The sequence below is a fragment of the Stappia sp. 28M-7 genome (genome assembly GCF_014252955.1).
GTDB lineage: Bacteria > Pseudomonadota > Alphaproteobacteria > Rhizobiales > Stappiaceae > Stappia.
The window spans coordinates 3,610,182-3,636,934 of record NZ_JACMIA010000001.1; the positions used below are offsets into that span (position 1 = coordinate 3,610,182).

Sequence of the window (26,753 nt, forward strand, 5' to 3'; positions counted from 1 at the left end):
CGCAATCTCGCGGATTTCCGCGGAAGCCGGCTCGCCGCCGGCTATCGGCTTCAGCCGGCCAGCATGCCGCCGCCGCAATGGGCGCCATGAACGCGGATGTCCGCTTCGCCCAGGTGCAGCCCAAGGGTCGACAGCACGCCGTAGACGACCGCATCCAGCGGCTCTGCCACGGTGCCGAGCAGATCGCCCACCGCCGCCAGCAGCGGTCCGGGCAGAACGAGGCCCAGCGTCACGACCTGCACCTCCATGTCGAGATTGCCGACCAGGGTGCTGACCAGCGAGCTGATCACGGAATTGGTGCTCACCCGCTTCACCGTTCCGCGCTCGATGTCGAGGCCGGTGAAGTTCAGCCGCGTCTCGGCAAGATTGCCGGCCGTGACATGGGCACGCCCGTCGACCCGGATCAGCGACGCATCGATGATCTTCGCCCGCGCCAGCTGCGGCGTGCGCGAGAAATCGTTCAGGTCCGCATCGCGCAATTCGCCGATCCAGGCCTCGGCGATGCCGGGCCGCGCGGCCACGGTCACCCGGGACGGTCCGCTCGAGGAACAGGCCATAGAGGCAAGTTGCGCCTGAGCATGGGCAAGATCCAGCACGAGCGGCAGGTTGACGCTCAGGTTCTTCAGGAGCCCCTGCCCGCCCATGGAGGCGACGATCCGCAGCCGCGCCTGCGCGGTCCGCACGCGGGTCGAATTGGGGCCGATGGCGATCATCGCCGTGCGCTGCGGCATTTCGCCGATGGCAAGGTCCACCTTGAGGCCGAGCAGGCCCGGCACCTCGGCCCCGAGATCGATCTGCACCTGCCGCTTGCCATTGGCCAGGATCGCCGAGGACGACAGGATCTGCATCGCCGAGACGCGGGCATCGAAGCCCGGTGCCGGATCGCCGATGGCGACGGTCGAGAACGGGCCGAGGTCGATCAGCGAGGACAGGGGAACCTTCGCCCCGAGCCCCCCGCCGAGCAACAGCCGCTTGAGAGCAAGGTTGGCCGCTGCATCGCCGCTCTCACCCGTCACCTTGGCCATTGCGGCGACGAGATCGCCGGCGGTGACGGACGCATCCAGCACATCCTGGAAGGTGCCGGCCTTCAGGTCGATCTGGGATGCGACCGCATCCATCATCCGTGCCACCTGAACATCGGCCGAGGCCAGGCCCTGGTAGTCCATCACCGTCAGCTCGACCCGGGTGCCCAGCAGCTTGCCGAGCAACTGGTTGGCGACGCCGTCGCGAAGAGCCAGCAGGCGCGAACCGACCGAAAATGCGGCGAGCTCGGAATTGGCTGCCAGGGACCGGACGCCGAGCGTCGCCGTCTGCGCGTTGAAGACCTTGGCGAAGTAGAGGCGCCCGGCCTTTTCCAGCGACACCTGGACCGCGTTGTAGGGGGTCGCGTTGGCGGCGAAACGCTGGGTGTGATCGATCTGCGGATCGGCGACATAGCGACCCCGCACGATGGTGTAGCGGGCATCCACCTGATTGGCGGCAAGCGTTGCTGCGACCGCCTCCTCCGCGCGTGCGATATCCGAGGCGCCGGCCACGGCGGCGATGTCGGCAACCCCCTGCAGGGACCGCCGCTCCAGATAAAGCGAGGCCATGTCGATGGCGATGGCCAGAAGTCCCATCATCACGAAGAAGAAGAAGCCGGTCATGATCGCGACCGATCCGGCGCGATCGCCGAAAAACCCGCCAGTGCCGCGCCAGCGTACCAGCCGCCTGGCGGCTTTCGCAGGAGCGGGAGAAGACGTGCCGGGAGGAACAGGGACGGGCATGGTCGGTCTCCTGGTCAATATCCGCCGCGCTTGATCACGGCGACACGCCGGATCGTCTGGTTCGGCAGAGGAAGAATGGGACCCAGGGTCCAGATCGGCAGGCGGCTGGCGTCATAGACGACCGCCACCCGGAACTGGGTGACATCGCCTGCGACCGGACCCGCATCGACGGAGACGTTGCCGGCGTCGATCAGTGCGTACTGGCCGGCGTTGCGCTGTACATGCTCGGTGACGATGCGAACCCGCTCCTGGTCGGTCAGGCCCGCGATCGACGCCCGCGCCGCATCGGCGGCGAGCTGGGCGACACTGTGGGTGGCACCGAAATAGATGCCGTATGCGATGATCCCGAGCATCACCAGAATGAAGACGGGAAGAACCAGGGCGAACTCGACGGCGGACGCGCCAGACCTTGCACGCAGGAAATGTTTTAGAACTGCAAGCACCTCAGCCTCCATTCCTTCAGAATGGCGGTGCAACATGCTACGGCCGTGCGCAGCATCGTCATCGCGACGGGAAGCCCCCGTCTCTCAACGATGATGCCGAGAACTTCAAATCCATTCTCGGCAAATACTTTACTCACAAGCCACAACAATCAGACATGAAGCACCAATGAGGCAAGTATAATTCATATGTTCATATAAGATTGCGTAAACGTTGCGGTATGTTAATAATTTCCCTCCGCAACATTTTAGAAAATTAGAATAAGTACCTACGAAAACCAACATCAGTTCCGTAGAGGAAATTTGGCTATCGGTTTGATGTAACGAAGGGTTTTTGCACGCACAGGTCGGCAGGGTCGGATCGCACCCTCACCCGCGGGTGAGCCTGGGATGGCTGTCCGCCGTTAAAAAAGTGCGTGCCGAAGGTGTTGAAAACGATGCGGCGCCCCACAGCCGGGCCGCAAAAACGACTCGGCCCGCAACAAAGCCCACCGTGCCCCTCATGCAGCCGCACATGGCACTGGCTGCGGGCACGAACGGACGCGCGCGGTTCAGCGCCTCCTCTGGTGCCGGAGCGGTCTGAAGCTCGGCACAACGCAAAACACGCGCCGGGCTGTGCCGCGGCGCGTGTGAATGAGCAATCGCAGGACGGGAAGTATGCGACCTAGTGCTTGGTCTCGATGAGCAGGTAATGGGTCGGGCCGCTCTCGATCAGCATGACCCGCATGCGCTTGCTCCGCGTCACGCCGTCGAAGCCGCTCACGGTCGCCTGCAGCGGCGTGCTGCCGCCCTTGCGCGCATGTTCGATCAGGCTGACGAAGGTCTTCGGGTGCAGCATCGTCTCGGTGATGGGCGCCGATTCCATCAGCTGCTCGGTCACCGCGAAGGTCTTGCGCGCCGAATTGTTCGCCGAGACCAGCATGCGTGTGCGCACATCGATCACCAGCATCGGCGCATGGACGCAGTTGAATATCTGCTGGAAGTCGACCCCGCGCTCCTTCACCTTGGTCGCGGAGAAGACCACGCCGCCGAGCCCCGCCGACACCCGGAACGGGATCACGTCGAAGTTCAGCGTGAAGGAATCGCCGCTGGCCAGGAAGAAGCGCTTGCTGCCATCCATCGGCGCGCGCCGCGCCAGCGCGGTCAGCACCACTGACGCCAGCGTCTTGCCGACGCGATTGGGAATGTGCGCGATGTTGCGGCCGATGCACAGCGACGAGTCGCCGATCTCGAACAACTTGTTGAACGGGTCGTTCGCGTATCGCAGATACCCGAAACTGTCGACCACGAGCACCGCCTTCTCGCTGTCTTCCACCAGATGGCGGATGAGGGGCGCGACACCGCGAACCGCCGTACCATTCGCCTCGTCCTCGACCTCCGCGCCGGACACGGCAATCACAAACGTGCGCCCGCCCTCGACCTGGTAGCGCATCGCCAACAGCGACAAGCCGGCGCCCAGATCGTCGCCGCCGAGCTCGATCGGACCGGCCGTGCCGTTCTTCACCGCCTGCTGGATAAGTCCGAGGATCTGCTTCTGGTCGTTTTGCGCCATATGGCGCAATGCGGTCGACAGCGACGCCTCATTCAGCCCCGAGCGGTGTTCGAAATCGAGCGAGCGCGGCTCCAGCCAGATGACCCTCTTCGCCTGGATGTCGACCGTGAAGAAGGACAGGCCGGCAATCGACATCGCCGGCGCCCCATTGCCGGCATTCGCGGCAACCGCCGCAGCCTCGCCCTCCGCCTCGGTCGCGGCAACAGCCGCAGGCCGGGCAGTCTTCTCCATTGCATCCATTTGGCTTTTCCGGTTGCTCTTATGCGGGCCGGAATCGGCACGCACATGACCCTGATCTATCTGGGAATGATCCTGTCAAAAAAGCTCCTGATATTCGGTAAAGGGGACGCACCAAATTTACAGGATCTGTTAACCGGACCGCCACGGTTCTGCCGCGAAATGACACAGGAAGCGCCCGATTGGCGGCTTTGGGAAGTCCAACTCGCCAGTCACTTTCTCCCCATCAGGCAAGTCCGAATGGACGGAGAAAAGTCATGCGTTCCACATCCAGCTCGTCCCGCCGCCGTTCCGGCACCCGCTTCGGCAAGACGCTCAGCGCCCTTGCCATTGCCGTCCTCGGAGCTTTGCCCGCCCTGCTGATCGCCTCCAGCGCCCGCGCCTCCGGCAGCCTCATCGTCGAGGACTGGACGATGGGCGTCCTGCTTGCCGCCTTCGGCAGCATGCTGGTGCTGGTGACCGTGCTCGGCAAGCGCCTGTCGCACGGTCTTCTGGCCAGCATCCGCTCCCGCTCGAACGACCACAGGAATTCGTGATGCGTACCCTCTCCCTCAGCGCCGCCGCGGGCCGCAGCGTCCGTGCCACCAGCCGGAACCGGAGCGACGAGGAACGGGCAGCCATGCTGCTGGCCACCGCCGTCGGCGTCGGCCTGCTCTTCGCCGCATCGCTCACCCTGTTCGGTGGCCCGCTGACCCATTCGCTCAAGGACCTTGCCCCGCCCAAGGTCGCGGTCACCCAGGACCGCTGACGGCACGGGGGCGCCCTGCGCCCCCCCTTCACTGGAAGGCCTGTCGCCTCGAATGAGGCCACTGGCAAAGCACCCCGTCAGCGCGTAGGCTCATCCGGGCAAGCCGCCGGCAAGCCCACAGGGGATAACCTGCCGGCTCGCGACACGTTGTTGCGATGGATCAAGGTACCGGCTGCGGCTTGCAGCAAGTGTCCGGACAGGGACGGACTTCGGCACGAGACTGCGCGGCGCGATCCCCCGCCAGCCAGGCCGACACCGCCCCGCGCAAGACGGGAGCTGAATGCAAGCCATGGCGGTCAATCTGACACTTTCTCCGGCGACAATGCGCATGCTGGTCCAAAAGGCCCGCGCAGCCTCGGCCTCGGACCTTGACGGCGGCTATGAAGACGGTCGCGACCGGGAGATCGAGTTCGACACCGACACGCTCCAGGACAGCCATGCCCATGACGGGCTCGCCGAAGAAGAAACCGACGACCTGTCGGCCGAGGAACTGGCCGAACTGATCGCGGATCTTAACGTCGACGAGGCCGCCGAGCTTGTGGCGACCGTGTGGATCGGCCGCGGCGACTACGAAGCCGACGATTTCGAGCAAGCGGTCGACGATGCCCGCGACCGGGCCTTCCGATCAACGGCCAAATACTTGATCGGCATGCCGCTTTTCGCCGATCACCTGGAGGCCGGCCTGGACGCGCTGGACCTTTGACGCCGCTGCGTCACCCACAGGCAAAGACGATTTCTCTGGATATCCTCTCTCCCGCCTCCCTTCGCCATTTACACATTGTTAACCATGACGGTTAACTCTTCGTTGGCGAGGGAAGAGGTCGGAGATACCGCATGAACTTCACGGACCGCATACAGGCAGACGAGAACACCGACCTTCACGCCGATACGCTCAGCGTACAAAAGCCTTCGCCTTGGCCGATCGCCCTTCGCGTCACCAGCGCTGCCTTCTTCCTGACGCTGGTCTTCTGCTACGCCTTCCCCAACGGCTGATTTTCAACGCTCCATCAAGGCGCTTGCGGGCGCTCCGCCTTTCCGGTAGCGGAGGCAGATGAGCCGCTCACTCGCCAACACGCTTCTGCTTCTGACCGCCCTGATCTGGGGGTCCGCCTTCGTGGCGCAGTCCACGGCGATGGAGCATGTCGGACCGCTGACCTTCACCGGCATCCGCTTCCTGATGGCAGCGCTCGCGGTCCTCCCCTTCGCCCTTTTCGAATCGCGCCTGCGCCGGGACCGGCCGCTCGACCTGCGAACCGCCGGTGCCTTCACCGCGCTCGGGCTGGTGTTCTTCGCGGCGATCTCCCTGCAGCAGATCGGCCTGCTCACCACCACGGTGACCAATGCCGGCTTTCTCACCGGCATCTATGTGGTGCTGACGCCGCTGGTCGCCCTGCTGGCCTTTCGCGAAAAACCGCATCCGGTGGTGTGGCCCGCCTCTCTGATCACGCTGGGCGGCATCTATCTGCTGGGCGGCGGCGCGCTGTCCGCGCTGACCACCGGCGATATCCTCATGCTCGTCTGCGCGATCTTCTGCGCGCTGCATGTCGGCATGATCGGCAGCGTGGTGCGCCACTGCGCGCGCCCGGTCTTGCTGTCGGTCTGGCAGTTCGCGGTGGTTGGAACGGCAGCGATCATCCCCGGCCTGCTGCTTGAGCCGGTCAGCATGGGCGCTGTGATGGCAGCCGGCCCGGAGCTTCTCTATACCGGCCTTGTTTCCGGCGGCCTTGCCTTCACCCTGCAGGCCATCGGCCAGCGCTGGACGCGGGCGGCGGACGCCGCGATCCTGCTGTCCTCCGAGGCGCTGTTCGCCGCCCTTTTCGGAGCCCTGCTGCTGGGCGAGCGGCTGGGTCCGGCGGGACTCGTTGGCTGCGCCCTGATATTCGCGGCGATCCTGGCGGTGCAGCTGGTGCCGATGTTCTCGCGCGCCCCGCGCGAGGTCGCAGCAGGTCCCGCCATCGTGCCGCCTGTCGTCCCGCCCAAGACCGAGCCGGCCAGCCCGGCCTGACAGCACGGGAGACGATCGTGACCGACACCGACACCGCATCCGCCCTTCCCCATTCCGGCAGGATCGATGCGCTGGACGTGGCGCGCGGGATCGCGCTCGCTGCCATGGCGGTTTATCACTTTTCCTGGGACCTGAAGTGGTTCGGAGTGGTCGACTGGCCCGTCGATTCCGGCCTCGGCTGGCGGCTCTTCGCCATATCCATCGCGGCGAGCTTTCTGTTCCTCGTCGGCGTCGGCCAGGTCCTCACCCATCGCAAGGGACTGCGGCTGGAGCGCGCCCTGCGCCGCGCCGGCAAGATCGCCCTTGCGGCCGCGGCCATCAGCCTGGCCACCTATTTCGCGCTCTCCGGACAATATGTCCGCTTCGGCATCCTGCATGCGATCGCCGCCGGTTCGCTGCTGGCGCTGCCGGCGCTTCGCGCGCCGCTCTGGCTGGTGGCCGGGCTGGCGATTGCCGCTCTCGCCCTGCCCCACGTCATTTCGCTGAGCTTTCCCGGCGATGCCTGGCTGGTGTGGACGGGCCTTCTCGCCGCCCCGCCGCTGGCGGTCGACTACGTGCCGCTCCTGCCGTGGATGGCGGCGATCCTGGCGGGCATCGTCGCGGCCCGGCTGGCGCTCGCCTTCGGGCTCTTCGCGCGCCTCGCGGCCTGGACCGCACAGGGGCCGGCAACGCGTCTTGCCGCACTCGCCGGACGCCATTCGCTGCTCGTCTACCTGGTGCACCAGCCGGTCCTTTTCGGCCTGGTGTGGACGGCGGCAGCCCTCGGCCTGACGCCGGACCGCTCGGCCGAGACCTTTGTCGAGCAATGCGTGCAGAGCTGTACCTTCACCGGAGAGGAAGCCGCCTGCCGCGCCACCTGCAGCTGTACGGTGGAGAGCTTGCGCGCCGACGGCACCTGGGACGCGCTGCTCGCCCGGCCCGAGGACCCCGGCCTCAACGACCTGCTGGCCGAGCGCTACCGCATGTGCCGATCCCGGGCAAACTGAAGGCCCGGCTCTCACCGGAACGTGACACAGGTCACTTCGCCGCCCGCCTCAACCGGTCATTCTCATGCTACACTTATGACGCGATTGAGGAATATCGCGAGCGATGACGGCGATTGCGCAAGTCGTGCGGCAGGCCAGCAGGGCCCGGCGGCGGCGCAATAGCCGGAGGGGAGCCTTTGAATGATCCGGCAGGAATGGACCGTCGGCCTGATGACCGGCACGGTGCTCGACGGCAATATCGACGTGGCGCTGCTGCGCAGCGACGGCGAGACGATTTCCGAGTTCGGCCCGTGGACGCTGGCGCCCTATCCGGCTGACCTGCGCCCGCTGCTGGTCGAAACCCTCGCCCAGGCTGCCGACTGGGGCTTTTCCGGCGACGAGCCGGAGATCTTCGCCAAAGCCGAAGCCCGCATCACTGAAGCCCAGTCCGAGGCCGTCGCAGCCTTCCTGGAGGAGGTCGGCCTACCGCATGCAGAGGTCGCCGCCGTCGGCTTCCACGGCCAGACGGTGCTGCACCGGGCTCCGACCGTGGCGCGGACCGGCCGCACCCGCCAGCTTGGCGATGGCGCGGCGATGGCCCGCCGCCTCGGCATCACCGTCGTCAACGATTTCCGCAGTGCCGACATGGCTGCAGGCGGCCAGGGGGCACCGCTTGCCGGCATCTATCATGCCGCGCTGCTGAAGCGCGCGGAAGCCGGCCCTGAGACCGCCGTGCTCAATCTCGGCGGCGTTGCCAACATCACCTGGGTCGATGCAGCCGGAGTGCCGCATGCCTTCGACACGGGCCCGGCCAACGCCCCGCTCAACGACTGGATCGGCCGCAAGGGACGCGGCAGCATGGACCGCGACGGCCGCATCGCCGCCGCCGGACAAGTGGACGAGGACCGCCTCGCCCGGCTGCTTGAACACTCCTATCTGACCGCGCCCTACCCGAAGTCTCTCGACCGCAACGACTTCACCTCCGCCATGGCCGACGGCCTGTCGGACGAAGACGGCGCCGCCACGCTGACCGCCTTCACCGCCGGCGCGGTCGCCAAGGCGCTCGACCGGCTGCCGGCCCGCCCGCAGCGGCTGGTCCTGTGCGGCGGCGGGCGCCACAATCCGGTCATGCGGCGCGAGATCGCAACCCGCGCCGGGGTCGAGGTGCTGATGTCGGAAGACTTCGGGTGGCGGGGCGATGCGGTCGAGGCCGAGTGTTTCGCGCTTCTCGCCGCCCGCACCTTGCGCGCCTTGCCGATCAGCTTTCCCACCACGACCGGTGTCGCCAGAGCCCAGGGCGGCGGGGTGATCCACACAGCGACGGCGCATGGGCAGACGAACACGCAGGCAAAGGCGGGCGGTTCATGACGCTCCGTCTCCCCGAAAGCCTGCGGCGGCGCCAGCCCGACGAAATGCTCGGCGACCTCTTCCGCGAGGAGGCCGAGACGGAGCGCATCGCCACCCTGGTGCGCCTCAACAAGGCGCTCGCAGCCTCGCTTCAGCGACTGCAGGCGAGCGCTCGGCGGTTTCACGAGGCCGAACCGGAAGCTGCAGATGACGCACGCCGGCGCTGGCATCGACGCCATGCGGAAGCTGGAGAGGCCCTGTGGAACGTGCTGATCCAGCGCGAGATATGCGGCCTGCGCCGACACGAGGCTTTTCTGCGCGAATTCGACGTGCCGCGCTCGGTCCAACTGCTGATGGGGCCGGCGGCAACGGCCATCGCCCCTCCCGATCCGCAACTGCCTGCCCACACCGCCCCCACCGCAAACGACCAGACACAGCGATCCGCATGACCTTTTCCTCCCCCCTCGCCAGTCTCAAGCCGTGGGCACGGCGCAACACCTTGAGAAATGTTCGCCCGCGTGAATGCAGGACCCTGCAACAACCCTTCCCACGCATCGGTTTGCCGGTATATGGACAGGGCATCCTGAACCCGCAGCGCCGGACAGCCGTGGCAACCATGAACAGACTTATTGCCCGAGGCCGGAAAACGGCTGTCAATGCGGTCCTCGCCACCGTGTTGCTCGCCTTCATGCCTGCGCCCGACGGATCCGACGGTTTTCCCGCCCTGACCAGCGAGGCGAACGCGGCAACCGCTGTCCCGCCGGGCAATCGCCATGCGACGCAGCCGCGCATTCCCTTCGCCTCTGCCCGTCGGACAGCCGCCGGCAATGCCGGCTATGACGCCAAGTTCGAGCGAATCGTGGGCGTCCTGCGCCGCGACAGCCGGTTGATCCGCGACATCAAGCGCGTGGCCGGGCTCTATGGCATCGACCCGGTACACATGCTGGGCGCCATCGTCGGCGAGCACACCTACAATTACGACAGCCTCGACAGTGCCCAGTCCTATTACGTCAAGGCGCTGAGCTATGCGGGCATCCGCATGGAGTTCTCGCTCGGCGGGGAACATGTCGAGGACTTCGTGAAGCGCCCGCAATTCGAGCGCTGCAATGCCGGGCGCAAAGACACCAACACGCTCTGGAACTGCTACCAGCGGGTGTGGGACAGCACCTTCCGCGGCAAGCGCGTCGACGGCACCCGCTTTCCGCCGAAGACCTTCAACGAGGCATTCTTCCAGCCGCTTTTCGCCGGCCAGAGCTTTGGCCTCGGCCAGTTGTCGCCGCTGACCGTGCTGATGATGAGCGACAAGGTGGCCAAGACCAGCGGGCTGGACAAGCTGTCACCGGCCAACGAGCAGGAGATCTATCGCGCGGCGATGGATCCGGGCCGCTCGCTCCACTACATGGCCGCGATCCTGCGAGACGCCATCGACGCCTACAAGGTCGTCGCCAATGTCGACATCTCGAAGAACCCGGGACTGACCGCCACGCTCTACAATCTCGGCGACCCCTGGGCGCGTGCGTCCGAGTATCGCCGCCGCCGGGCAGCAGGGACGCAGGCCTGGCCGGTCGAGAACTATTATGGCTGGCTGGTGAACGACAAGATCGAGGTGCTGCGCAGCCTGCTGTAACCGGGCAGGCCGGTCGCACGGGAAAAGCACCGTCCCCGACCTGCCCCCCAGCCGACATGCGGTCCGGCCGGAAGTGCCCGCCGGACCGCAACAGGGCTTGCTGCAAGGCGCAGCGCTCTCACCTCAGATACGGATTGGTCCGCCGTTCGTGACCGATGGTCGAGGCCGGGCCGTGGCCGGGCAGGAACGTGACGTCGTCGCCGAGCGGCAGCATCTTGTCGCGGATCGAGGCGATCAGCGTTTCATGGTTGCCGCCGGGCAGATCGGTGCGGCCGACGGAGCCGGCGAACAGCACATCGCCCGAAATCGCGAACCGCAATTCGGGATCGAAGAACACCAGATGCCCCGGCGCGTGGCCCGGGCAGTGCAGGATCTGGAAGCTGCGCCCGGCCATGGTCAGAGCATCGCCTTCCGACAGCCAGGTGTCGGGCTCGACCGAGCGCACGTCGCCCACGCCGAACTCGCGCGCCTGCTGCTCCACCCGCTCAAGAAGCGGCCGGTCCGCCTCATGCGGGCCGAGCACGGGAACGGACAGCCTTTCGGCAAGCTCCGCCGCCCCGCCCACATGATCGATGTGGCCATGGGTCAGGACGATCTTTTCCACCTTGACCCCGTGCTCCTCCAGTGCGCCGAGAATGCGCTCCACATCGCCGCCCGGATCGATCACCGCACCGGCCTTTGTCTCGCGGTCGAAGATGACCGAGCAGTTCTGCTGGAAGGCGGTGACCGGGATGACGATGATCTGGATGGGGGGCTCCTGGCCCTGCATTTCCGACATGACGGCTCCCGTCGGCTGAATGGGATGAATGCGCCCGGCCGCTGGACTTGCGCTGGCCGAACCTGCGGTCGCTGAAAGGTCTGCGCGCTCCCCCGGAGCCGCCACAGACACTGGCGCTCAGGTAACCCGCCCGCAGGCGGTCTGGCAACCGCCGGACACCGAAATGCCCGGCCGCGGGCACCGCACCTGTCATTTCGGTCAGGGCAAATGCCGCTCGCCCCCGTCTCGCATTTGCGAAAATGCCGCCGGCGACACGGGTTGCAAGGGTTTTCCTTGCCCGGAAGCCTCACAAGACCGTATGATATACGCGCGGTTGGCAAGGCTGGAGCGGTGCGCGGGTGCCGAAATCGTGAGTTCGGACGGTTCGGCAAGACACAAGTCATCGAAATTGGTCACGCTGCACGGTCGCGGCGGAATTCCTCTGGGGAAGTCGTGCGACGGAGTGTGGCTGACAGCCGCATATGGAACCTGGCGTGGCAAGGACTGAGAAGGCAGCCCTGCGCCGGACGATGAAGATCTGCGAGCGGCTGCTGCGGCAGGCTCTTACAAGGTGATGTGAACATGGAAGACTGGCGTTCGGACAATCGTCGGCAGGGAAAGCGGCGCGGCGGTTCGAAGGACTATGGTGGGGACGGGGACGAATTCGACGCTGGTTTCGACCATGGCAAGCGCAACAAGCCCGAACGGGGCGGACGGCGCGACAGTTTCGGCGAAGCTGGTTGGACTGCTCCGGAGCCGGGATTCGTGCCGGAAGAGCCGTTTGCGTCGGGCGACCGCTTCGGCGGCGGTGGCGACCGCGGTCCGCGCGGCGGCGGTGATCGTTTCGGCGGCCCGCGTGAAGGCGGTGGCGACCGCTTCGGCGGCGGCGGCGATCGCGGCCCGCGTGGCGGCGGTGACCGTTTCGGCGGCGGTGGCGACCGTGGTCCGCGCAGTGGCGGTGATCGTTTCGGCGGTCCGCGTGAAGGCGGTGGCGACCGCTTCGGCGGCGGCGGTGATCGCGGCCCACGCGGCGGCGGTGACCGGTTCGGTGGCGGCGATCGCTTCGGCGGTGGCGGCGACCGTGGTCCGCGCGGCGGCGGTGGCGGTGATCGCTTCGGTGGCCCGCGTGAGGGCGGCGATCGCGGCCCGCGTCGTGGACCTCCGGTGGAGCGCGGCCCGCGCCAGACTGGCGTCGTGAAGTTCTTCAAGTCCGACAAGGGCTTCGGCTTCATCATGCCGGATAACGGCGATGCCGATGTCTTCGTGCACATCTCGGCGGTCGAGCGCTCCGGCCTCACCAGCCTGGACAGCGGCCAGCGCGTCTCGTTCGAGACCGAGCCGGACCGGCACGGCAAGGGCCCGAAGGCCGTCGAACTGAAGATCGAGGAAGGCGGCGACGAGGAGGCGTAAGCCGCCTCGTATCGCTTGAACCTTACCGGGCTGCCGCGCCCCTGGCTTGCGGCACCCGAGCGAACAGATATGGCGGCGGCCAGCGATGGCCGCCGTCTTTCATTTTTCATGCCCCCTCACACAGCCCTCTCCCTCGCCACGCGCGCGGGAGACCTTCCTGCCCTCGCGCGCCTTGTGCCGTCCCGGCCTTGCAGCAGTCGCGAAATTGGAGGGCTTGCAAGGCGGGCGGCAAGCAGCCATAGACCGGACATGATCGACATTCGCCCCTTCACGCCCGCCGATACCGACGGAGCGCTCGCCGCAAACGAGGCGAGCCTGCCGGCGGTCAACAGCCTTGTCCCCGAGGAGCTGCGCGCCCTGGCAGCCCAGAGCCGCCACACGCTGGTCGCCGTGGGTCCGGACGGGGTCGTCGGCCTGATGGTCTGCCTCGACGAGACGGCCGAGTACGACAGCCGCAACTTCGCCTGGCTGAAGGACAATCTCGGCCGCTTCTCCTATGTCGACCGCATTGCCCTTGCGCCGGCTGCGCGCGGGTCCGGCACCGGCGAGCGCCTTTATCGCGCGTTGCTCGCCCTGCTGGCCGCCGATCCCGACAGGGCGGCCCAGCCGCTCGCCTGCGAGGTCAACACGCGGCCGGCGAATCCAGGCTCCCTGCGCTTTCACCGGCGGCTCGGCTTTACGGAGATCGGCGCCAACGACCATGGCGACAAGGCGGTCGTCTACCTGGCCCGGGCGGTGGTGCCTGCGGAACAGCAAGGAGTTTCAGCGTGAACTATCGGCACGCCTTTCATGCGGGCAATATCGGCGATGTGCTCAAGCACGCAACCCTTGCCCGCATCCTCACCTATCTGAAGACCAAGGACACGCCCTTCCGGGTCATCGACACTCATGCCGGTCTCGGCCTCTACGACCTGACCAAGGGCGATGCCCAGCGCACCGGCGAGTGGAAGCAGGGCATCGCCCGGGTGCTGGAGACGCCGCAGCCGCCCAAGGTGGCGGAACTGCTGGCGCCCTGGCTCGACGTGGTGCGCGAAGTCAACGGCGAAAGCGGCAAGCTGACGCTCTATCCCGGCTCGCCGCTGCTCGCCCGCAAGCTGATGCGCGAACAGGACCGGCTGACGGCGACCGAGCTGCATCCGCTCGATGCGGCCAAGCTCGCCGAACTCTTCGCCGGCGACTACCACACCAAGGTGATCGAGCTCGACGGCTGGCACGCGATCAAGAGCTTCGTTCCGCCGAAGGAAACGCGGGCCCTCGTCGTCGTCGATCCGGCCTTCGAGGAACAGAACGAATTCGAACGCATGGCCTCCGGCCTCTACAAGGCCTGGCGCCGTTTCGGCACCGGCGTCTACATGGCCTGGTACCCGATCAAGGACCGCAAGCTGGTCAAGCGCTTCTATGACGCCATGTCGGTCTCCGGCATCACCCGGATCTCGGTCGTCGAGCATTTCGCAGGCCGGCCGGCCCCCGACAAGCCGATGGCCGGCAGCGGCCTGATCATGATCAACGCCCCATGGGTGCTGCGCAGCGAGTTGCAGACGCTGCTGCCCTGGCTGACCGAAACCCTGCAGCAGGGACGCGGCGCCGAGTGGAAGGTCTTCGACCTGACCGGCGAGTAGCCGCGGACGAACGACCCGGTCGAGGCATCCGGGCGCTTGACCGGGGCAATCCGCTGACGCATCGTCCACGGGTCCAGTCCTGGCCGCCGAGGAGATCGCCGCATGACCGATTTTGCCCGCCCGCTTCTGCGCAGCCTGTCCGGCGCCGTCCTGGCCGTCGTCCTGGCCCTGCCTGCGGCCGCCGGCGAGCGGCCCTATTTCTCCTGGAACGGCGAGCCGCGCGTGCCCGACTGCGAGGCCATGTCCGTCCAGGGCGCCGTCATGGGCCACATTGCCGGCGCCGATCCGGTCTATAGCGGCGGCCTCAAGATCCGCGAGATGCATCGCATCGTCGAGACGGGCTACAAGGTCGACCAGCCGAGCCCCTATGCCCGCCGCTACTGCGAGGCGCGGGCGCAGATGAGCGACGGGCGCGAGCGCCGCGTCTACTACGCCATCATGGAGCACAGCGGCTTCGTCGGGGTTTCCTGGAACCTCCAGGCCTGCGTTGCCGGCGTCGACCCGTGGCGGGTCTATGACGCGCGCTGCCGGACGGTTCGCCCCCACTGAGCAGCCCCCGACACGGCAGGACAGGCATGATGCGGCAGACCGTCCGTTCGCAGCTTCGGAAGGGCTGCGCCCGCGCCTTGGCAGTGGTCCTTGCGATGGCAGCCCTTGTGCTTCTGGCCCCGACCGGGCCGATGCGCGCGGCGGCCGACGAGGCGGGCCGCTTCGACTACTATGTTCTGTCGCTGTCCTGGTCCCCGTCCTACTGCGCCCGGGCCGGACGCTCCGCAGACCCGATGCAGTGCCGGACCACTCGCCCATTCCGCTTCGTCCTGCATGGGCTTTGGCCGCAATACGAACGCGGCTATCCCGAATTCTGCCGCAACGACTACGGCCGCGACCTTTCGCACCGCACGGTCGACGGCATGCTCGACATCATGCCGAGCCGGGGCCTTGTCCGGCACCAATGGCGCAAGCATGGCAGCTGCAGCGGGCTGAGCCCGGAGGCCTATTTCGACCTCTCCCGCAAGGCACTGCAGAAGCTGCGGATCCCGGCCGCCTTCACGAACCTGGAGGCCGGCGGCCGCGTTGCGCCGGACGCGGTGGAGACCGCCTTCCGCCTCGCCAATCCGGGCCTGCGCGACAATGCCATCGCCGTCACCTGCGAGGCCGGACGGCTGAGCGAGGTGCGTGTATGCTTCACGCGAGACCTCCAGTTCCGCTCCTGCCGCTGGGTCGACCGGCGCGGCTGCACGCAAAGGCAGATCAATGTCCCCGCACCCGGCCGCTAGGCGGCACGAGCCCCGCGCACGCCTCTCCCTCCTCCGGGCGGCCGCCGTTGCCTTCTGCCTGCTGGCCGGACTGTCACCCGCGCCCGTTCGCGCCGAGGTCTTCGCCGACTGGCAGCTCGACTGCGAAACGCGCGAGACCTGCCGTCTGGCGACACAGGGTCGCGAGGAGCTGAGCGGCGAACCGCTTTTCGCACTCGCCCTTTCCCCCAGCGGCGATGCGCTCGCGCTGGAACTTGCTGTTGGCGCCGCTCGCCCGGACGACATCCGCGCCATGCAATGGGAGGTCGACGGCAACCTCGTCCATGTGCTGCGCCCCGGCGAATTCGCCCTTCATGGCGACGTCCGCCGCTTCTTCGTCACCGATGGCGCGACCGGGCGCAAGCTGCTGACCGCCATGCGCGGCGGCGCGCGCCTGCGCATCTCCTATCTCGATGCGGTCGCCGAGGCCCATGATGCGGTCTTCTCGCTGGACGGTCTGACGGCCGGACTGGAGGCGATGAGCGCACAGATGAGCCTGCCCGCCTCGCCGAAGGTCGCAGCCCCTGCTGCCCTTGCCGAGGTCGCCGCCCCCACGCGCAGCGAAGCGGTCGCCGCGCTCGGCATTCCCTACGCCGTTCTGGAGCGCCATGCCCGCAGCAGCGACTGCGAGGCAACGGACAGCGACGCCTTCCGCAGTGTCGGCGTCCCCATCGCCGCGCTGGGACAAACGGCGGTGCTCTATGCCATTCCCTGCACCGCCTCGGGCACGACGGTGACCTATCGCCTCTACATGCGCGACACCGGCGAGATCGGCGGCATCGAAACGCTGCACTTTGCCCTGCATGATCCGCGCTTCGGCTGGACCGGCACCGACCTTCTGTCGAATGTCCGCTTCGACCATGCCACCGGCCTGCTGGAGGCCGAGTATGTCGGCCCAGGCGACCGCGTGTGCGGCTATCGCGCCAGCTGGTCCTGGCAGGACCACGCCTTCAGGATGGAACGGTTCGAGGGGCCGGACGATTGCCGCAATGCCTCCAGACCCAACAGCTGGACGCGCCAGCATCCCCGCTGAGGCGCAAGCGGCTCAACGGCGCAGCATGCCCTCGATTTGCTGGCGGACGTGATGGGGCGATGCCTTCAGCGGCTCCGTCACCATCGCCAGCATGGGCGTCTGGTCGGAGAGCATCTCGTTGACCGCCTGATGATAACGGCTGAGCGGCAGGTCGATGATGTCCGGACGGTACGGGGCGAGCGACGGGCCGGACACCGCATAGACCGCGGCCGACAGGCAAAGCGCCTTGCAAAACGCTCCGAACGGAGTGTGAAGCGAAAGCCGCATGTCGGATCCTTAGTGAGTGGCGGACAAGGGGCGAGACGGGCCCGCAGCCCCGGTTTCCGCCACGCTAGGAACCGCCCTTTAACGAGACCTTACCGTCGCTCCGACAATTCGTATCAACAACGTGCTGAAACCTCTGTTGTTTTTCAAGCCGTGGACAGACAACGCAAAACCGCGTTAACCAGAGAACGTCGCTGCCAGCGAAAATTTCGGCAACGCCACGTCCCCCACCGTGCCGCAAGCCTGCCCTGCGACCGGGCTCCCCGATCCGCAGCACTGTTCCCGCGCCACAACAAAACCGGAGGCTCCCCCGTGCTCGTGCTTCGTTCTTCCCCGCCCTCGCCCTTCGGCCGCAAGATCAAGATCGCGGCAGCCAGCCTCGGCCTGAAGGACCGTATCAAGGTCGAGATGACCGACACGCTCGACCCGCAGGATTCGATCCGCGGCCAGAACCCGCTCGGCAAGATCCCTGCCCTCGTTCTGGAGAACGGCAAGGTGCTGTTCGACAGCCGTGTGATCCTGGAATATCTCGACCATCTCGCCGGCGGCGGACGGATCATTCCCAACGGCGAAGCCCGCTTCGACGCGCTGTGCCTTGCGGCCCTTGCCGACGGGCTGATGGACGCCGCCCTGCTGCAGGTCTACGAGGCGCGCTTCCGGCCCGAGGAACGCCGCCATGCCGACTGGCTGGCCTATCAGGGCGAGAAGGTCACCCGTGCGCTCAGCGTTCTCGAGGCGACCCCGCCGGTAGCGGTGCCGGCCGGCGGCACGCCCGATGTGGGTCAGATCGGCGTCGCCTGCGCTCTCGGCTACCTCGACCTGCGCTTTGCAGGCAGCTGGCGGGCAGATCATCCCAAGCTCATCGCCTGGCTCGACGCCTTCGAAGCGGCCGTGCCCTCCTTCGCCGAAACGCGCATCACCGCCTGAGGACGCAACTCAGGCAAGCACAGGATAACCGAGCGCGGCCGCATGCCGGTCGCGCTCGGCGATGACCTTGTAGTCATCCGCATCGAAGGCGGCAAAGCCGTGCAACGACAGCGCCGTGCGCAGGTCCTGCGGCGCGGCCGCAATCGCCGCCGCCGCAGCCTGACGCAGCATCGGAACCTTGTCGCGATTGCCCCGTGCGGTGATCATGGGAAGGCCCGGCGTCGGAGGCGTCGCCAGCAACACCCGGACGCTGCGCGCGGCTGGCTCATGCGCCTGCGCCAGCCGGTAGCTCATGGCATCGAGCGTCGCCGCATCCGCCTCTCCTGCGGCCACGGCCTTGAGTGCGGCCCGGTGAGATCCGGTCTCCATCACCGACGAAAAGAACGCCTTGCCCTCGGCAATCGGTGCAAGCACGTGCCGCAGCGCCCCCTCCCCCGACTGCGAGCCGGGGTGATTGTAGGCCAGCCGGCGCCCGCGAAGCTCGGCGAGCGAAGCCGCCGGGTCCTCCTCGCGCACCACAACGACCGAGCAATAATGGCCGGGCGGACAATCGGGCAGCCCGTAGTCGGGCGATCCGAGCACGCAGACACGGTCCAGGAGATGGCGCACCAGGGGCAGGCCGCACGTCTGGCCTAACAACAGGGACGGATCCTGCCAGCCGTCCATCAGCTCGCGCCCGCGCTCCAGCTGCTGGGGCGCACCGAGCCCGAGGTCGGCGAACGCTTGGCACAGGAGCGACCACAGGCGGTCGGTCTGCGTGCGGACTTCCGGCCAGTCGTACATCGGCAGGAAGGCGAAGATCTCGGAACTGTCGGGAGAAGGGGTGGTGTGGGGCAATGGGGAACCTCTTGCTGGGTTCCTTGAGGCTAGGAAGCCTTCACGCGGCTGGCAAGGCGCGCAAGCCGCTCGTCAGCGACCGAACGGTCCCCGAAAAGCGACAAGGGGAGCCGCATTGCGACTCCCCCTGGCGTCTGTTCGTCCCGGGAGGGATCAGAACTTGTAGCTGAGACCGAACCGAACCTGGTTGTTGTCCAGCTTGTTCTTGTAGGTCTGGCCACCGAGACCGAAGTTCGTGGTGCCGTAGTCCTGATACTGGTACTCGAGGCGAGCCGTCACGTTCTGGGTGACTGCACCCTCGACACCGGCACCCGCCGTCCAGCCGATACGGGCCACGCTATCGGAAGCGCCGTTGGCGGACGCATCGACGTCGGCGATCGCAAGGCCACCGGTACCGTAGACCAGGAAGCGGTCGAAGGCCCAACCGGCGCGTGCGCGCACCGTGCTGTTCCAGCTGCTCGAGGTCTTGTAGTTGACGCCGGCGACAGTGCGCGACTTCTCGATGTCGCTGAGGCTGAAGTCGGCTTCGGCACCGAGCAGGAAGTTCGGCGTGACCATGTAGTTGTAACCGGCATGGACACCGCCGGTGACGCCATTGTCATGGTTGTTGAATCGACCGGTTACACCGTTGGAGACGCTATAGTCGGACCAGTTCCAACCGAGATGCCCACCGAAATAGAACCCGGACCAGTCGAACCGTTCCGCAGGAACCGGATCCGTGTAGGTGTAGGGCTGTTCGGGCTGCGGAAGGTCGGCCGCGAAAGCCGGGGCACTCGCCGCAAATGCGGCGGCCGCAGCAAGGCCGGCAGCAGCTAGACGCTTCATGTGAATACTCCAGTTACCACGTGGAACAAGCGGGCATGCAGGACAGAATCCCGAGCACACCCGGCCCCCCAGACGCTCATCTATGACGGGTGAATGTGGCGCTGCCCGAGACAAAATGGGGAGATCCCGTGGCAATGGATGATTTTTCGGTGACATGGTAACCGATTGGTTACCATAGGGCATCGATAGAACAGACAGGGTCCGCGGCGCAGGGGAACGGGACCGCCCCACCACGACCGGGCTTTTCATCTCCGGGTAAATGCATATATAGGGCAGGTCTTCAGCGGGCAGCGCCCAGGCGCCGTCTGGCGCACCGCGCGAGACCGCAAAGTCCTTGCTGACCAGCACGTACGACAATCCGTCCACCTCGCAGCCGGGTGCCACAGCTTCATGCTCATCGACTATGTCAGCCTCGTGGGAGGTCTCGTCGTCCTGATCGTCGCCGGTGACGTTCTGGTTCGCGGGTCGGTGAGTGTTGCGGAGCGGCTCGGCATTCCCACGCTTGTGATCGGCCTGACGATCGTCGCCTTCGGCACCAGCGCTCCCGAGCTCGTGATCTCACTGCGCGCGGCAATCGATGGCCTCTCGGGCATCGCCATCGGCAATGTGGTCGGGTCCAATATCGCCAATGTGCTGGCGGTTCTCGGTTTGCCGGCCCTGTTCGCCGCCACGTCCTGCGACGAGAACGGCGCGGTCCGCAACTCGGTGTTCATGGTGGCGATCACCGCCATCTTCATCGGCATGGCCTTCCACAGCCCGATCTCGCGCCTCGACGGGACGATCCTGTTGGTGCTGCTTGCGCTCTTCCTGTGGGAATCGATGCGCGCCACCCGCAGGCACCGCGCCCAGAATGTCGGCGCCGCGGCCGTTGCCGACGGCGACGAGGACCTGCCCTTCGACGAGGTCGAGGGCGTGCCGGACAATATCGGCCTTGCCATCCTGTTCATCGTCCTCGGCCTGATCGGCCTGCCGCTCGGCGCGCATTTCACCATCGAGGGCGCCTCGGCACTGGCTCGCGACTGGGGCGTCTCCGATGCGGTGATCGGCCTGACCGTGGTCGCTCTCGGCACGTCGCTGCCCGAGCTCATGACCTCGCTGATGGCCGCGATTCGCGGTCACGCGGCCGTCGCGCTCGGCAATGTCATCGGCTCCAACATCTTCAATCTGGTCGCGATCATGGGCATCACCTCGATGGTCGTGCCGCTGCAGGTGCCGCCGGAAGTCCTGCGCCTCGACCTGTGGGCGATGCTTGCCTGCGCCCTGCTGGTGCTCGCCTTCGCCGCGTTCAAGGTGACCATCCGCTGGCCATCCGGTATCATTCTTTGCGCGTTGTACGCCCTGTACATTTTCGTCGTATTCCAGACGGGCAAGATCGCCTGATCGGGCTGTCCCGAATTCGCGTAAGACCCGCTGATCTCTCGTCCATTTCGACAACCAGCGAGTCGCCATGTCCGTTTCCCAGATGCCCGCCAGCAACGAGCAGTCTCCCGTAGCCCTGGTGACGGGCGCGGCCCTGCGCATCGGCAGGTCGATCGCCGAGGATCTCGCGGCCAACGGCTTTCGGGTGGCGATCCATGCCCACCGCTCGCTGTCCGAGGCGGAAGCCCTGGCAACCGATATCGCCGCACGTGGCGGGCGCGCCTGCATCGTTGCCGGTGACCTGACGCTTCCCGACACGCCGGGACGGATCATGGCAGCGGCCCGCGCGCAGCTCGGCCCCGTCCGCCTGCTGGTCAACAGCGCCTCGATCTTCGAAAAGGACGAGATCGGCGAACTGGAGCTGGACCGCTACGAAAAGCACATGGCGATCCATACCCGGGCACCGATCTTCCTGACCCAGGAGATGGCCAACGCCCTGCCGCAGGGGACGACCGGGCTCGTGGTCAACATCATCGACCAGCGCGTGTGGAAGCTGACGCCGCAGTTCTTTTCCTACACCCTGTCCAAGGCGGCGCTGTGGGCCGCCACCCAGACGCTGGCCCAGGGCCTTGCCCCGCGCATCCGCGTCAACGGCATCGGCCCGGGCCCGACCCTTGCCAACACGCGCCAGCAGGCGTCCGATTTCGCCCGCCAGTCGGAGGCGGTGCTGCTGGGGCGCGGCCCCTCCCTCGCAGAGTTCGGCCGGACGATCCGCTACCTTTGGGAAACGCCCTCGATCACGGGTCAGATGATCGCGCTCGATGGCGGCCAGCATCTTGCCTGGGAGACCCCGGACGTCGTAGGCATCGCCGAATGAGCGGACGCAAGAACGACCTCCCCCCCAACAACGAGCTGGCCGACGACGATCTGCCAGACGATGCGGTCGATGATCTGGACGCCGACGAGACCGCCGAGACCGGGGACGGTGCGACCGGTGAGGGCGGCGGGCGCGTGCCCATGCCGGTCTTCGAGGCAGAGCCCTCTCCGCTCGGCCCGGACGCGCGTGGCGTCGACGTCATCTCACATTTCGTGCGAAGGCTTCCGCTCGGGCCGGGCGTCTATCGCATGCTCGACGAGGAAGGCACCGTTCTTTACGTGGGCAAGGCGCGCTCGCTGAAGAAGCGGGTGACCAGCTACACGCGCCTGCAGGGCCAGTCCAACCGCATCATGCGGATGATCATGGCAACCGCGTCGATGGAGTTCGTGACCACGGGCACGGAAACCGAGGCGCTGCTGCTCGAGGCCAACCTGATCAAGCGCCTGCGGCCGCGGTTCAACGTGCTGCTGCGCGACGACAAGTCGTTCCCGTACATTCTCGTCACCGGCGACCACGAGTCCCCCGCTCTCGTCAAGCACCGCGGCGCCCGCCGGCGCAAAGGCAGCTATTTCGGCCCCTTCGCCTCCGCCGGTGCGGTCAACCGGACGATCAACGCGCTGCAGAAGGCGTTCCTGATCCGCAACTGCACCGACAGCTACTACGCCAATCGCAGCCGGCCCTGCCTGCTCTACCAGATCAAGCGCTGCGCAGGTCCGTGCACCGGCGAGATCGACCAGGAGGATTATGCCGGCCTCGTCGCGGAGGCGAAATCCTTCCTGTCCGGCCGCAGCCAGATGGTGAAGAAGGATCTCGCCCGCCAGATGGAGGCGGCCTCCGAGACGCTCGATTTCGAGCGCGCGGCGGTCTATCGCGACCGTCTCGCCGCCCTCTCCCATATCCAGTCGCACCAGGGCATCAACCCGCAGAACGTGGAAGAGGCGGACGTCTTCGCCATCCACGAGGAAGGCGGGCAGTACTGCATTCAGGTGTTCTTCTTCCGCACCGGCCAGAACTGGGGCAACCATGCCCTCTTCCCGCGCGCCGACCGCTCGCTGGACGTGGCGGAGGTGCTGGAGAGCTTCCTGGCGCAGTTCTACGACGACAAGCCGGTGCCCCGGCTGGTGCTGCTGTCGCACGAGATCGAGGAGCGGGCGCTGCTCTCCGCCGCCCTTTCCGAGCGCGCCGGACACAAGGTCGAGGTCGCCGTGCCCCAGCGGGGCGAAAAGCGCGAGCTGGTCGAGCACGCCCACAAGAATGCGCGCGAGGCGCTCGGGCGGCGGCTCGCCGAGACCAGCAGCCACGCGCGCCTGCTCAAGGGGGTGGGCGAGGCCTTCGGCCTGGCCGCAACGCCGCGCCGGATCGAGGTCTACGACAACTCGCATATCATGGGCACCAACGCGGTCGGCGGCATGATCGTCGCCGGGCCGGAAGGCTTCGCCAAGGGCCAGTACCGCAAGTTCAACATCCGCTCCGAGGACCTCGTTCCGGGCGATGACTACGGCATGATGCGCGAGGTGCTGACCCGGCGCTTCTCGCGCCTGCTCAAGGAGCATGCCGACGAGCGCAAGGCGGCGGCAGCGCCCGCCCCAGAAACGGCAAATCCGGACGAGGAGACGGCCGAGGACACCAGCGCTATTCCGGCATGGCCGGACCTGGTCTTCATCGACGGCGGCCTGGGACAGCTCAATGCGGCGCGCGAGACGCTGACCACCCTCGGCATCGAGGACGTGCCGCTGGTGGGCATCGCCAAGGGCCCGGACCGCGACGCGGGACGGGAGAAGTTCTTCATCCTGGGCAAGCCGTCCTTCATGCTGCCGGAGCGAGATCCGGTGCTCTACTTCGTCCAGCGGCTTCGCGACGAGGCCCACCGCTTCGCCATTGGCACGCACCGGGCGCGGCGCAAGAAGGACATCGCGCGCAGTCCGCTCGACGAGATCGCCGGCATCGGCCCCAGCCGCAAGCGCGCCCTGCTGCGCCACTTCGGCACGGCCAAGGCGGTCTCGAAGGCCGGCATCGACGACCTGATGGCTGTGGACGGCGTCTCCGAAACGGTCGCGCGCACGATCTACGACCACTTTCACGAATAGTGGCGGCGGTTCCAGGTCGCCGGCGAGGTTGAAGCGGCCGGCGGGACAGCAGACACTTGCCCCGGCGCGGGGCAGACAAAGACGGAAGGACGGGCAATGGTTTTCGGGAAGCTCTTCGGCGGACTGTTCGGCGGCGGCGGCGACAAGGGCCCGGCAGCCTCGCGCCACCAGACGCAGGAGTACAAGGGCTACCTCATCACGCCGGCGCCGACCGCGCGCGACGGCCAGTGGCAGGTTGCCGGCTCCATCGCCCGCACCTTCGACGACGGCGACACCAGGACTCACGACTTCATTCGTGCCGACCTGATGCCGAGCGAGGAACAGGCAGCGGAGTTCGCCGCGCGCAAAGCCCGTCAGATCATCGATGAGCAGGGCGACCGCATGTTCGACTGAGTCGCTCTCAGCGCGCCTGCGACCGGATATCCTCCAGACGCTGGATCTGCCGGCCCTGCAGGTCGAAATTCTCCGGCGCGAGCCAGGCTTCGCATGCCGTGCGCAGATGCGGCCACTCGCTGTCGAGGATCGAGAACCAGGCCGTGTCGCGGTTGCGCCCCTTGTAGATCATCGCCTGGCGGAACGTGCCCTCGTAGGAGAAGCCGAGCCGCCCGGCGGCCCGCCGCGAGGGAGCGTTCAGCGCGTCGCATTTCCACTCGTAGCGGCGATAGCCCAACTCGTCGAACACCCGCCGCATCATCAGGTACATCGCCTCTGTCGACTGCACGCTGCCTTGCATGAGTGGTGAGAAGTTGATGTGCCCGACCTCGATCACACCGTTCGCCGGGTCGATCCGCAGGTAGCTGGCAACGCCCAGTTCGCGCCCGTTCGCCTCATCCACCACCACATGGAACAGCGGATCCTCGCCCGTATAGGTCGCCTCGGCGAATTTCTCGAACTCCGCCTGCGTCGCGGCGGGGCTGTACCCGAGATAGGTCCAGTTGCGCCCTTCCCCATCCTCGCGATAGGCGGCGAAAAGCCCGGCGGCATGGCGTGGCTCATACGGCTCCAGACGGCAGGTCCTGCCCTGCATGGGCGTGCGCGGCGGCCGGGGACGCAGCGTCCAACCCGCAACCTCCGGCCCGATGGCCTGTCCGAATCCGTTCCGCCTCTCGATCATTTCGCGCCCTCGCCGACTGCCCGTGACCGTCTGTCACTGTCCCCAGATATACCCCTCCTTCATGTGGAAGGGAGCACCGGCCGGCCGCAGTTTCAGGGCACCGGTAGGGCCCCTGCACGCGCCTGCGTCAAGGAGGCCCGATTGACGCGATGGGGCCCGCATGCTTCAAGGACCATACCTATCCCTGCCACTCATGCAGTGCGAGACCCTGAAGCGACATGTCTCAATCCCATGTCTGGAGCCTTCCCAACATCCTGACCTACGGGCGCATCCTTGCGGTACCCGCGGTCATGATCTGCTTCTATTTCCCCGGCCACGGCCCGCGCTGGGTGGCCCTTGGCATCTTCATCGTCGCTGCCATCACCGACTTCTTCGACGGCTATCTTGCCCGGGCCTGGCAGCAACAGTCCCGCCTCGGCCAGATGCTCGACCCCATCGCCGACAAGCTGCTGGTCGCCGTGTGCCTGCTGCTGCTGGCCGGACAGGGTGACATCGGCGGCTGGTCGATGATCGCGGCAGCGATCATCCTGTGCCGCGAGATCCTGGTTTCGGGCCTGCGCGAGTTTCTGGCGGACCTGCGGGTCAGCGTGCCAGTCACCAAGCTCGCCAAATGGAAGACCACGGTCCAGCTCGTTGCCATGGCCTTCCTGCTGGCCGGCCCCGCCGGCGAGGTCGTGCTGCCCGGAACGCAGCTCCTTGGCCTGATCGCCCTGTGGATCGCCGCCCTGCTGACGCTATATACCGGCTACGACTACTTCCGGGCCGGCATCGGCCACCTGGTGCGGGACTAGGATACGAACCGCCGCAAGGACGGAGACGAGAATGCAGCTGCGCTACTTCGCCTGGGTCCGCGAGCGGATCGGCAAGGACGCCGAGACCGTGGACCTGCCCGGCGACATCACCACCGTCGCCGGCCTGCTCGACTGGCTGGCCTCCCGCGACGAAGGCTATGCCGGCGCCTTCGCGGACCGCGAGATCATCCGCGTTGCCCTCGACCAGGAGCATGCCGAGCATGATGCACCGCTGGCGGGCGTGCGCGAGGCAGCCTTCTTTCCGCCGATGACCGGCGGCTGAGCCTGCCATGACCGCTACGTCGAGCCCGTCCTCTGATGGCCTGCCGCCGGTCGAGGTCCGCATCCAGAGCGGCGACTTCGACGTGGCTGCCGAGATCGAGCAGCTTCGGCAGGCCAACCCGAATATTGGCGCCGTCGTCACCTTCACGGGCCTTTGCCGCGACGAGGGCGGGCGCCTTGCCGCGCTCGAACTCGAGCACTATCCCGGCATGGCCGAGGCGGAGATCACCCGCATCGCCCAACAGGCCTGCGCGCGCTGGCCGCTCGACGGGCTGACCGCGATCCACCGCCACGGCAAGATCGAGCCGGGCGGCAACATCGTTCTTGTGGTCGCCGCCTCCCGCCACCGCCGCGCCGCCTTCGAGGCGGCCGAGTTCCTGATGGACTATCTCAAGACCCGTGCGCCCTTCTGGAAGAAAGAGCACCTGAAAGACGGCAGCAGCGGCAACTGGGTGGACGCCCGCGACAGCGACACGCGCGACGCCGACCGCTGGAAGGCTTGACCTGCCGCCCATAAGGGAGGAAGTCTTGCCTATTCGTGGCAGACACGCCCCCCCTCCCAAACAGGCGCGCCCCGGATTGCCCCGGG

32 protein-coding genes are annotated in these 26,753 nt (G+C 66.9%); 23 read left to right on the forward strand and 9 right to left on the reverse strand.

The features are described from left to right. Positions 1 to 50 precede the first annotated feature (50 nt). From H7H34_RS16130 to H7H34_RS16140, 3 genes are all read right to left on the reverse strand, one after another. Positions 51 to 1,766, reverse strand: coding sequence for a TadG family pilus assembly protein (locus tag H7H34_RS16130; protein ID WP_120267057.1), 1,716 nt, complete (start codon positions 1,764 to 1,766; stop codon positions 51 to 53). 14 nt (positions 1,767 to 1,780) lie between these two features. Beyond that, positions 1,781 to 2,209 carry a TadE/TadG family type IV pilus assembly protein gene (locus H7H34_RS16135; RefSeq protein ID WP_199680957.1) on the reverse strand — a complete coding sequence of 143 codons (429 nt, stop codon included), beginning with the start codon at positions 2,207 to 2,209 and terminating at the stop codon, positions 1,781 to 1,783. Positions 2,210 to 2,870: 661 nt separating this feature from the next. Next, positions 2,871 to 3,998 (reverse strand): nitrogen regulation protein NR(II), encoded by a 1,128-nt coding sequence (locus H7H34_RS16140; RefSeq protein WP_120267055.1) that lies wholly within the window; start codon positions 3,996 to 3,998, stop codon positions 2,871 to 2,873. A gap of 254 nt (positions 3,999 to 4,252) precedes the next feature. Here H7H34_RS16140 and H7H34_RS16145 point away from each other — a divergent pair, with 254 nt between their 5' ends. From H7H34_RS16145 to H7H34_RS16185, 9 genes are all read left to right on the forward strand, one after another. Then, the gene (locus tag H7H34_RS16145; protein ID WP_185925782.1) at positions 4,253 to 4,531 is read left to right on the forward strand and encodes a hypothetical protein; all 279 of its coding nucleotides are present in this window, start codon (positions 4,253 to 4,255) and stop codon (positions 4,529 to 4,531) included. Then, on the forward strand, positions 4,531 to 4,743 hold the full coding sequence (locus H7H34_RS16150) for a hypothetical protein (RefSeq protein ID WP_185925783.1): 213 nt from the start codon (positions 4,531 to 4,533) through the stop codon (positions 4,741 to 4,743). The genes H7H34_RS16145 and H7H34_RS16150 overlap by 1 nt, the downstream gene beginning before the upstream one ends. A gap of 328 nt (positions 4,744 to 5,071) precedes the next feature. Then, entirely contained in the window at positions 5,072 to 5,446 is a 375-nt protein-coding gene (locus H7H34_RS16155; protein WP_245165104.1) for a DUF3775 domain-containing protein, read from the forward strand. A 131-nt stretch (positions 5,447 to 5,577) separates the two neighbouring features. Then, positions 5,578 to 5,736, forward strand: coding sequence for a hypothetical protein (locus H7H34_RS16160; RefSeq protein ID WP_158592601.1), 159 nt, complete (start codon positions 5,578 to 5,580; stop codon positions 5,734 to 5,736). Positions 5,737 to 5,794: 58 nt separating this feature from the next. Further along, a complete protein-coding gene (locus H7H34_RS16165; RefSeq protein WP_185925784.1) occupies positions 5,795 to 6,748 on the forward strand; it encodes a DMT family transporter in 954 nt (317 codons plus the stop codon). 17 nt (positions 6,749 to 6,765) lie between these two features. After that, positions 6,766 to 7,734 carry a heparan-alpha-glucosaminide N-acetyltransferase gene (locus tag H7H34_RS16170; RefSeq protein ID WP_209006240.1) on the forward strand — a complete coding sequence of 323 codons (969 nt, stop codon included), beginning with the start codon at positions 6,766 to 6,768 and terminating at the stop codon, positions 7,732 to 7,734. Between the two features lie 180 nt (positions 7,735 to 7,914). Next, on the forward strand, positions 7,915 to 9,081 hold the full coding sequence (locus H7H34_RS16175; protein WP_209006241.1) for an anhydro-N-acetylmuramic acid kinase: 1,167 nt from the start codon (positions 7,915 to 7,917) through the stop codon (positions 9,079 to 9,081). Beyond that, positions 9,078 to 9,509, forward strand: coding sequence for a DUF6665 family protein (locus H7H34_RS16180; RefSeq protein ID WP_185925785.1), 432 nt, complete (start codon positions 9,078 to 9,080; stop codon positions 9,507 to 9,509). The genes H7H34_RS16175 and H7H34_RS16180 overlap by 4 nt, the downstream gene beginning before the upstream one ends. A 167-nt stretch (positions 9,510 to 9,676) precedes the next feature. Next, positions 9,677 to 10,687, forward strand: a complete 1,011-nt coding sequence (locus H7H34_RS16185; RefSeq protein WP_120267050.1) for a DUF1402 family protein — start codon at positions 9,677 to 9,679, stop codon at positions 10,685 to 10,687. A 118-nt stretch (positions 10,688 to 10,805) separates the two neighbouring features. Here H7H34_RS16185 and H7H34_RS16190 read toward each other — a convergent pair whose 3' ends face one another. Further along, positions 10,806 to 11,465, reverse strand: a complete 660-nt coding sequence (locus H7H34_RS16190; RefSeq protein WP_120267049.1) for an MBL fold metallo-hydrolase — start codon at positions 11,463 to 11,465, stop codon at positions 10,806 to 10,808. Positions 11,466 to 12,008: 543 nt separating this feature from the next. Next, positions 12,009 to 12,713 (reverse strand): hypothetical protein, encoded by a 705-nt coding sequence (locus H7H34_RS23750; RefSeq protein WP_245165563.1) that lies wholly within the window; start codon positions 12,711 to 12,713, stop codon positions 12,009 to 12,011. On the opposite strand from H7H34_RS23750, the gene H7H34_RS23755 reads away from it, so the two are divergent. The 6 genes from H7H34_RS23755 to H7H34_RS16220 all read left to right on the forward strand — a co-directional run bounded on the left by H7H34_RS23755 (position 12,678) and on the right by H7H34_RS16220 (position 16,801). Continuing rightward, positions 12,678 to 12,854: a cold-shock protein gene (locus H7H34_RS23755; RefSeq protein WP_067218356.1), complete on the forward strand. Its 177-nt coding sequence runs from the start codon at positions 12,678 to 12,680 to the stop codon at positions 12,852 to 12,854. The genes H7H34_RS23750 and H7H34_RS23755 overlap by 36 nt on opposite strands. A gap of 249 nt (positions 12,855 to 13,103) precedes the next feature. After that, positions 13,104 to 13,625 carry a GNAT family N-acetyltransferase gene (locus H7H34_RS23505; RefSeq protein WP_185925787.1) on the forward strand — a complete coding sequence of 174 codons (522 nt, stop codon included), beginning with the start codon at positions 13,104 to 13,106 and terminating at the stop codon, positions 13,623 to 13,625. Continuing rightward, on the forward strand, positions 13,622 to 14,473 hold the full coding sequence (locus H7H34_RS16205; RefSeq protein WP_185925788.1) for a 23S rRNA (adenine(2030)-N(6))-methyltransferase RlmJ: 852 nt from the start codon (positions 13,622 to 13,624) through the stop codon (positions 14,471 to 14,473). The genes H7H34_RS23505 and H7H34_RS16205 overlap by 4 nt, the downstream gene beginning before the upstream one ends. Positions 14,474 to 14,575: 102 nt before the next feature. Continuing rightward, the gene (locus H7H34_RS16210; RefSeq protein ID WP_185925789.1) at positions 14,576 to 15,022 is read left to right on the forward strand and encodes a cytoplasmic protein; all 447 of its coding nucleotides are present in this window, start codon (positions 14,576 to 14,578) and stop codon (positions 15,020 to 15,022) included. Between the two features lie 29 nt (positions 15,023 to 15,051). After that, positions 15,052 to 15,750, forward strand: coding sequence for a ribonuclease T2 family protein (locus tag H7H34_RS16215; RefSeq protein ID WP_209006242.1), 699 nt, complete (start codon positions 15,052 to 15,054; stop codon positions 15,748 to 15,750). Next, complete coding sequence (locus H7H34_RS16220) at positions 15,728 to 16,801, forward strand: DUF1176 domain-containing protein (RefSeq protein ID WP_185925790.1); 1,074 nt, start codon at positions 15,728 to 15,730, stop codon at positions 16,799 to 16,801. The genes H7H34_RS16215 and H7H34_RS16220 overlap by 23 nt, the downstream gene beginning before the upstream one ends. A 12-nt stretch (positions 16,802 to 16,813) precedes the next feature. Here the strand turns inward: H7H34_RS16220 and H7H34_RS23510 are convergent, their stop codons facing one another. After that, entirely contained in the window at positions 16,814 to 17,068 is a 255-nt protein-coding gene (locus H7H34_RS23510) for a hypothetical protein (protein WP_120267043.1), read from the reverse strand. A 309-nt stretch (positions 17,069 to 17,377) separates the two neighbouring features. Here H7H34_RS23510 and H7H34_RS23515 point away from each other — a divergent pair, with 309 nt between their 5' ends. Beyond that, on the forward strand, positions 17,378 to 17,992 hold the full coding sequence (locus H7H34_RS23515; RefSeq protein WP_185925791.1) for a glutathione S-transferase family protein: 615 nt from the start codon (positions 17,378 to 17,380) through the stop codon (positions 17,990 to 17,992). Positions 17,993 to 18,001: 9 nt separating this feature from the next. On the opposite strand, the gene H7H34_RS16235 is transcribed toward H7H34_RS23515, so the two are convergent. Beyond that, entirely contained in the window at positions 18,002 to 18,829 is an 828-nt protein-coding gene (locus H7H34_RS16235; protein WP_185925792.1) for a phosphate/phosphite/phosphonate ABC transporter substrate-binding protein, read from the reverse strand. Between the two features lie 153 nt (positions 18,830 to 18,982). Then, positions 18,983 to 19,654 carry an outer membrane protein gene (locus H7H34_RS16240; RefSeq protein ID WP_120267040.1) on the reverse strand — a complete coding sequence of 224 codons (672 nt, stop codon included), beginning with the start codon at positions 19,652 to 19,654 and terminating at the stop codon, positions 18,983 to 18,985. Positions 19,655 to 20,044: 390 nt separating this feature from the next. Between H7H34_RS16240 and H7H34_RS16245 the strand changes: the two genes are divergently transcribed. The 4 genes from H7H34_RS16245 (at position 20,045) to H7H34_RS16260 (ending at position 24,370) form a co-directional block, all read left to right on the forward strand. Continuing rightward, positions 20,045 to 21,034 (forward strand): calcium/sodium antiporter, encoded by a 990-nt coding sequence (locus H7H34_RS16245; protein WP_185925793.1) that lies wholly within the window; start codon positions 20,045 to 20,047, stop codon positions 21,032 to 21,034. 67 nt (positions 21,035 to 21,101) lie between these two features. After that, positions 21,102 to 21,890 (forward strand): SDR family oxidoreductase, encoded by a 789-nt coding sequence (locus H7H34_RS16250; protein ID WP_245165105.1) that lies wholly within the window; start codon positions 21,102 to 21,104, stop codon positions 21,888 to 21,890. Next, complete coding sequence (gene uvrC / locus H7H34_RS16255) at positions 21,887 to 23,977, forward strand: excinuclease ABC subunit UvrC (protein ID WP_185925794.1); 2,091 nt, start codon at positions 21,887 to 21,889, stop codon at positions 23,975 to 23,977. Before H7H34_RS16250 ends, uvrC begins: the two co-directional genes overlap by 4 nt. A 96-nt stretch (positions 23,978 to 24,073) precedes the next feature. Beyond that, complete coding sequence (locus tag H7H34_RS16260) at positions 24,074 to 24,370, forward strand: HlyU family transcriptional regulator (protein WP_120267037.1); 297 nt, start codon at positions 24,074 to 24,076, stop codon at positions 24,368 to 24,370. Positions 24,371 to 24,377: 7 nt separating this feature from the next. On the opposite strand, the gene H7H34_RS16265 is transcribed toward H7H34_RS16260, so the two are convergent. Further along, a complete protein-coding gene (locus H7H34_RS16265) occupies positions 24,378 to 25,091 on the reverse strand; it encodes a GNAT family N-acetyltransferase (protein ID WP_185925795.1) in 714 nt (237 codons plus the stop codon). A gap of 218 nt (positions 25,092 to 25,309) precedes the next feature. Between H7H34_RS16265 and pgsA the strand changes: the two genes are divergently transcribed. The 3 genes from pgsA to H7H34_RS16280 are packed head-to-tail and all read left to right on the forward strand — an operon-like array spanning position 25,310 to position 26,667. Continuing rightward, a complete protein-coding gene (pgsA, locus tag H7H34_RS16270) occupies positions 25,310 to 25,882 on the forward strand; it encodes a CDP-diacylglycerol--glycerol-3-phosphate 3-phosphatidyltransferase (RefSeq protein ID WP_120267035.1) in 573 nt (190 codons plus the stop codon). 31 nt (positions 25,883 to 25,913) lie between these two features. Continuing rightward, a complete protein-coding gene (gene moaD / locus H7H34_RS16275) occupies positions 25,914 to 26,165 on the forward strand; it encodes a molybdopterin converting factor subunit 1 (RefSeq protein WP_120267034.1) in 252 nt (83 codons plus the stop codon). Positions 26,166 to 26,172: 7 nt separating this feature from the next. Then, complete coding sequence (locus tag H7H34_RS16280) at positions 26,173 to 26,667, forward strand: molybdenum cofactor biosynthesis protein MoaE (protein ID WP_185925796.1); 495 nt, start codon at positions 26,173 to 26,175, stop codon at positions 26,665 to 26,667. Positions 26,668 to 26,753: the final 86 nt, after the last annotated feature.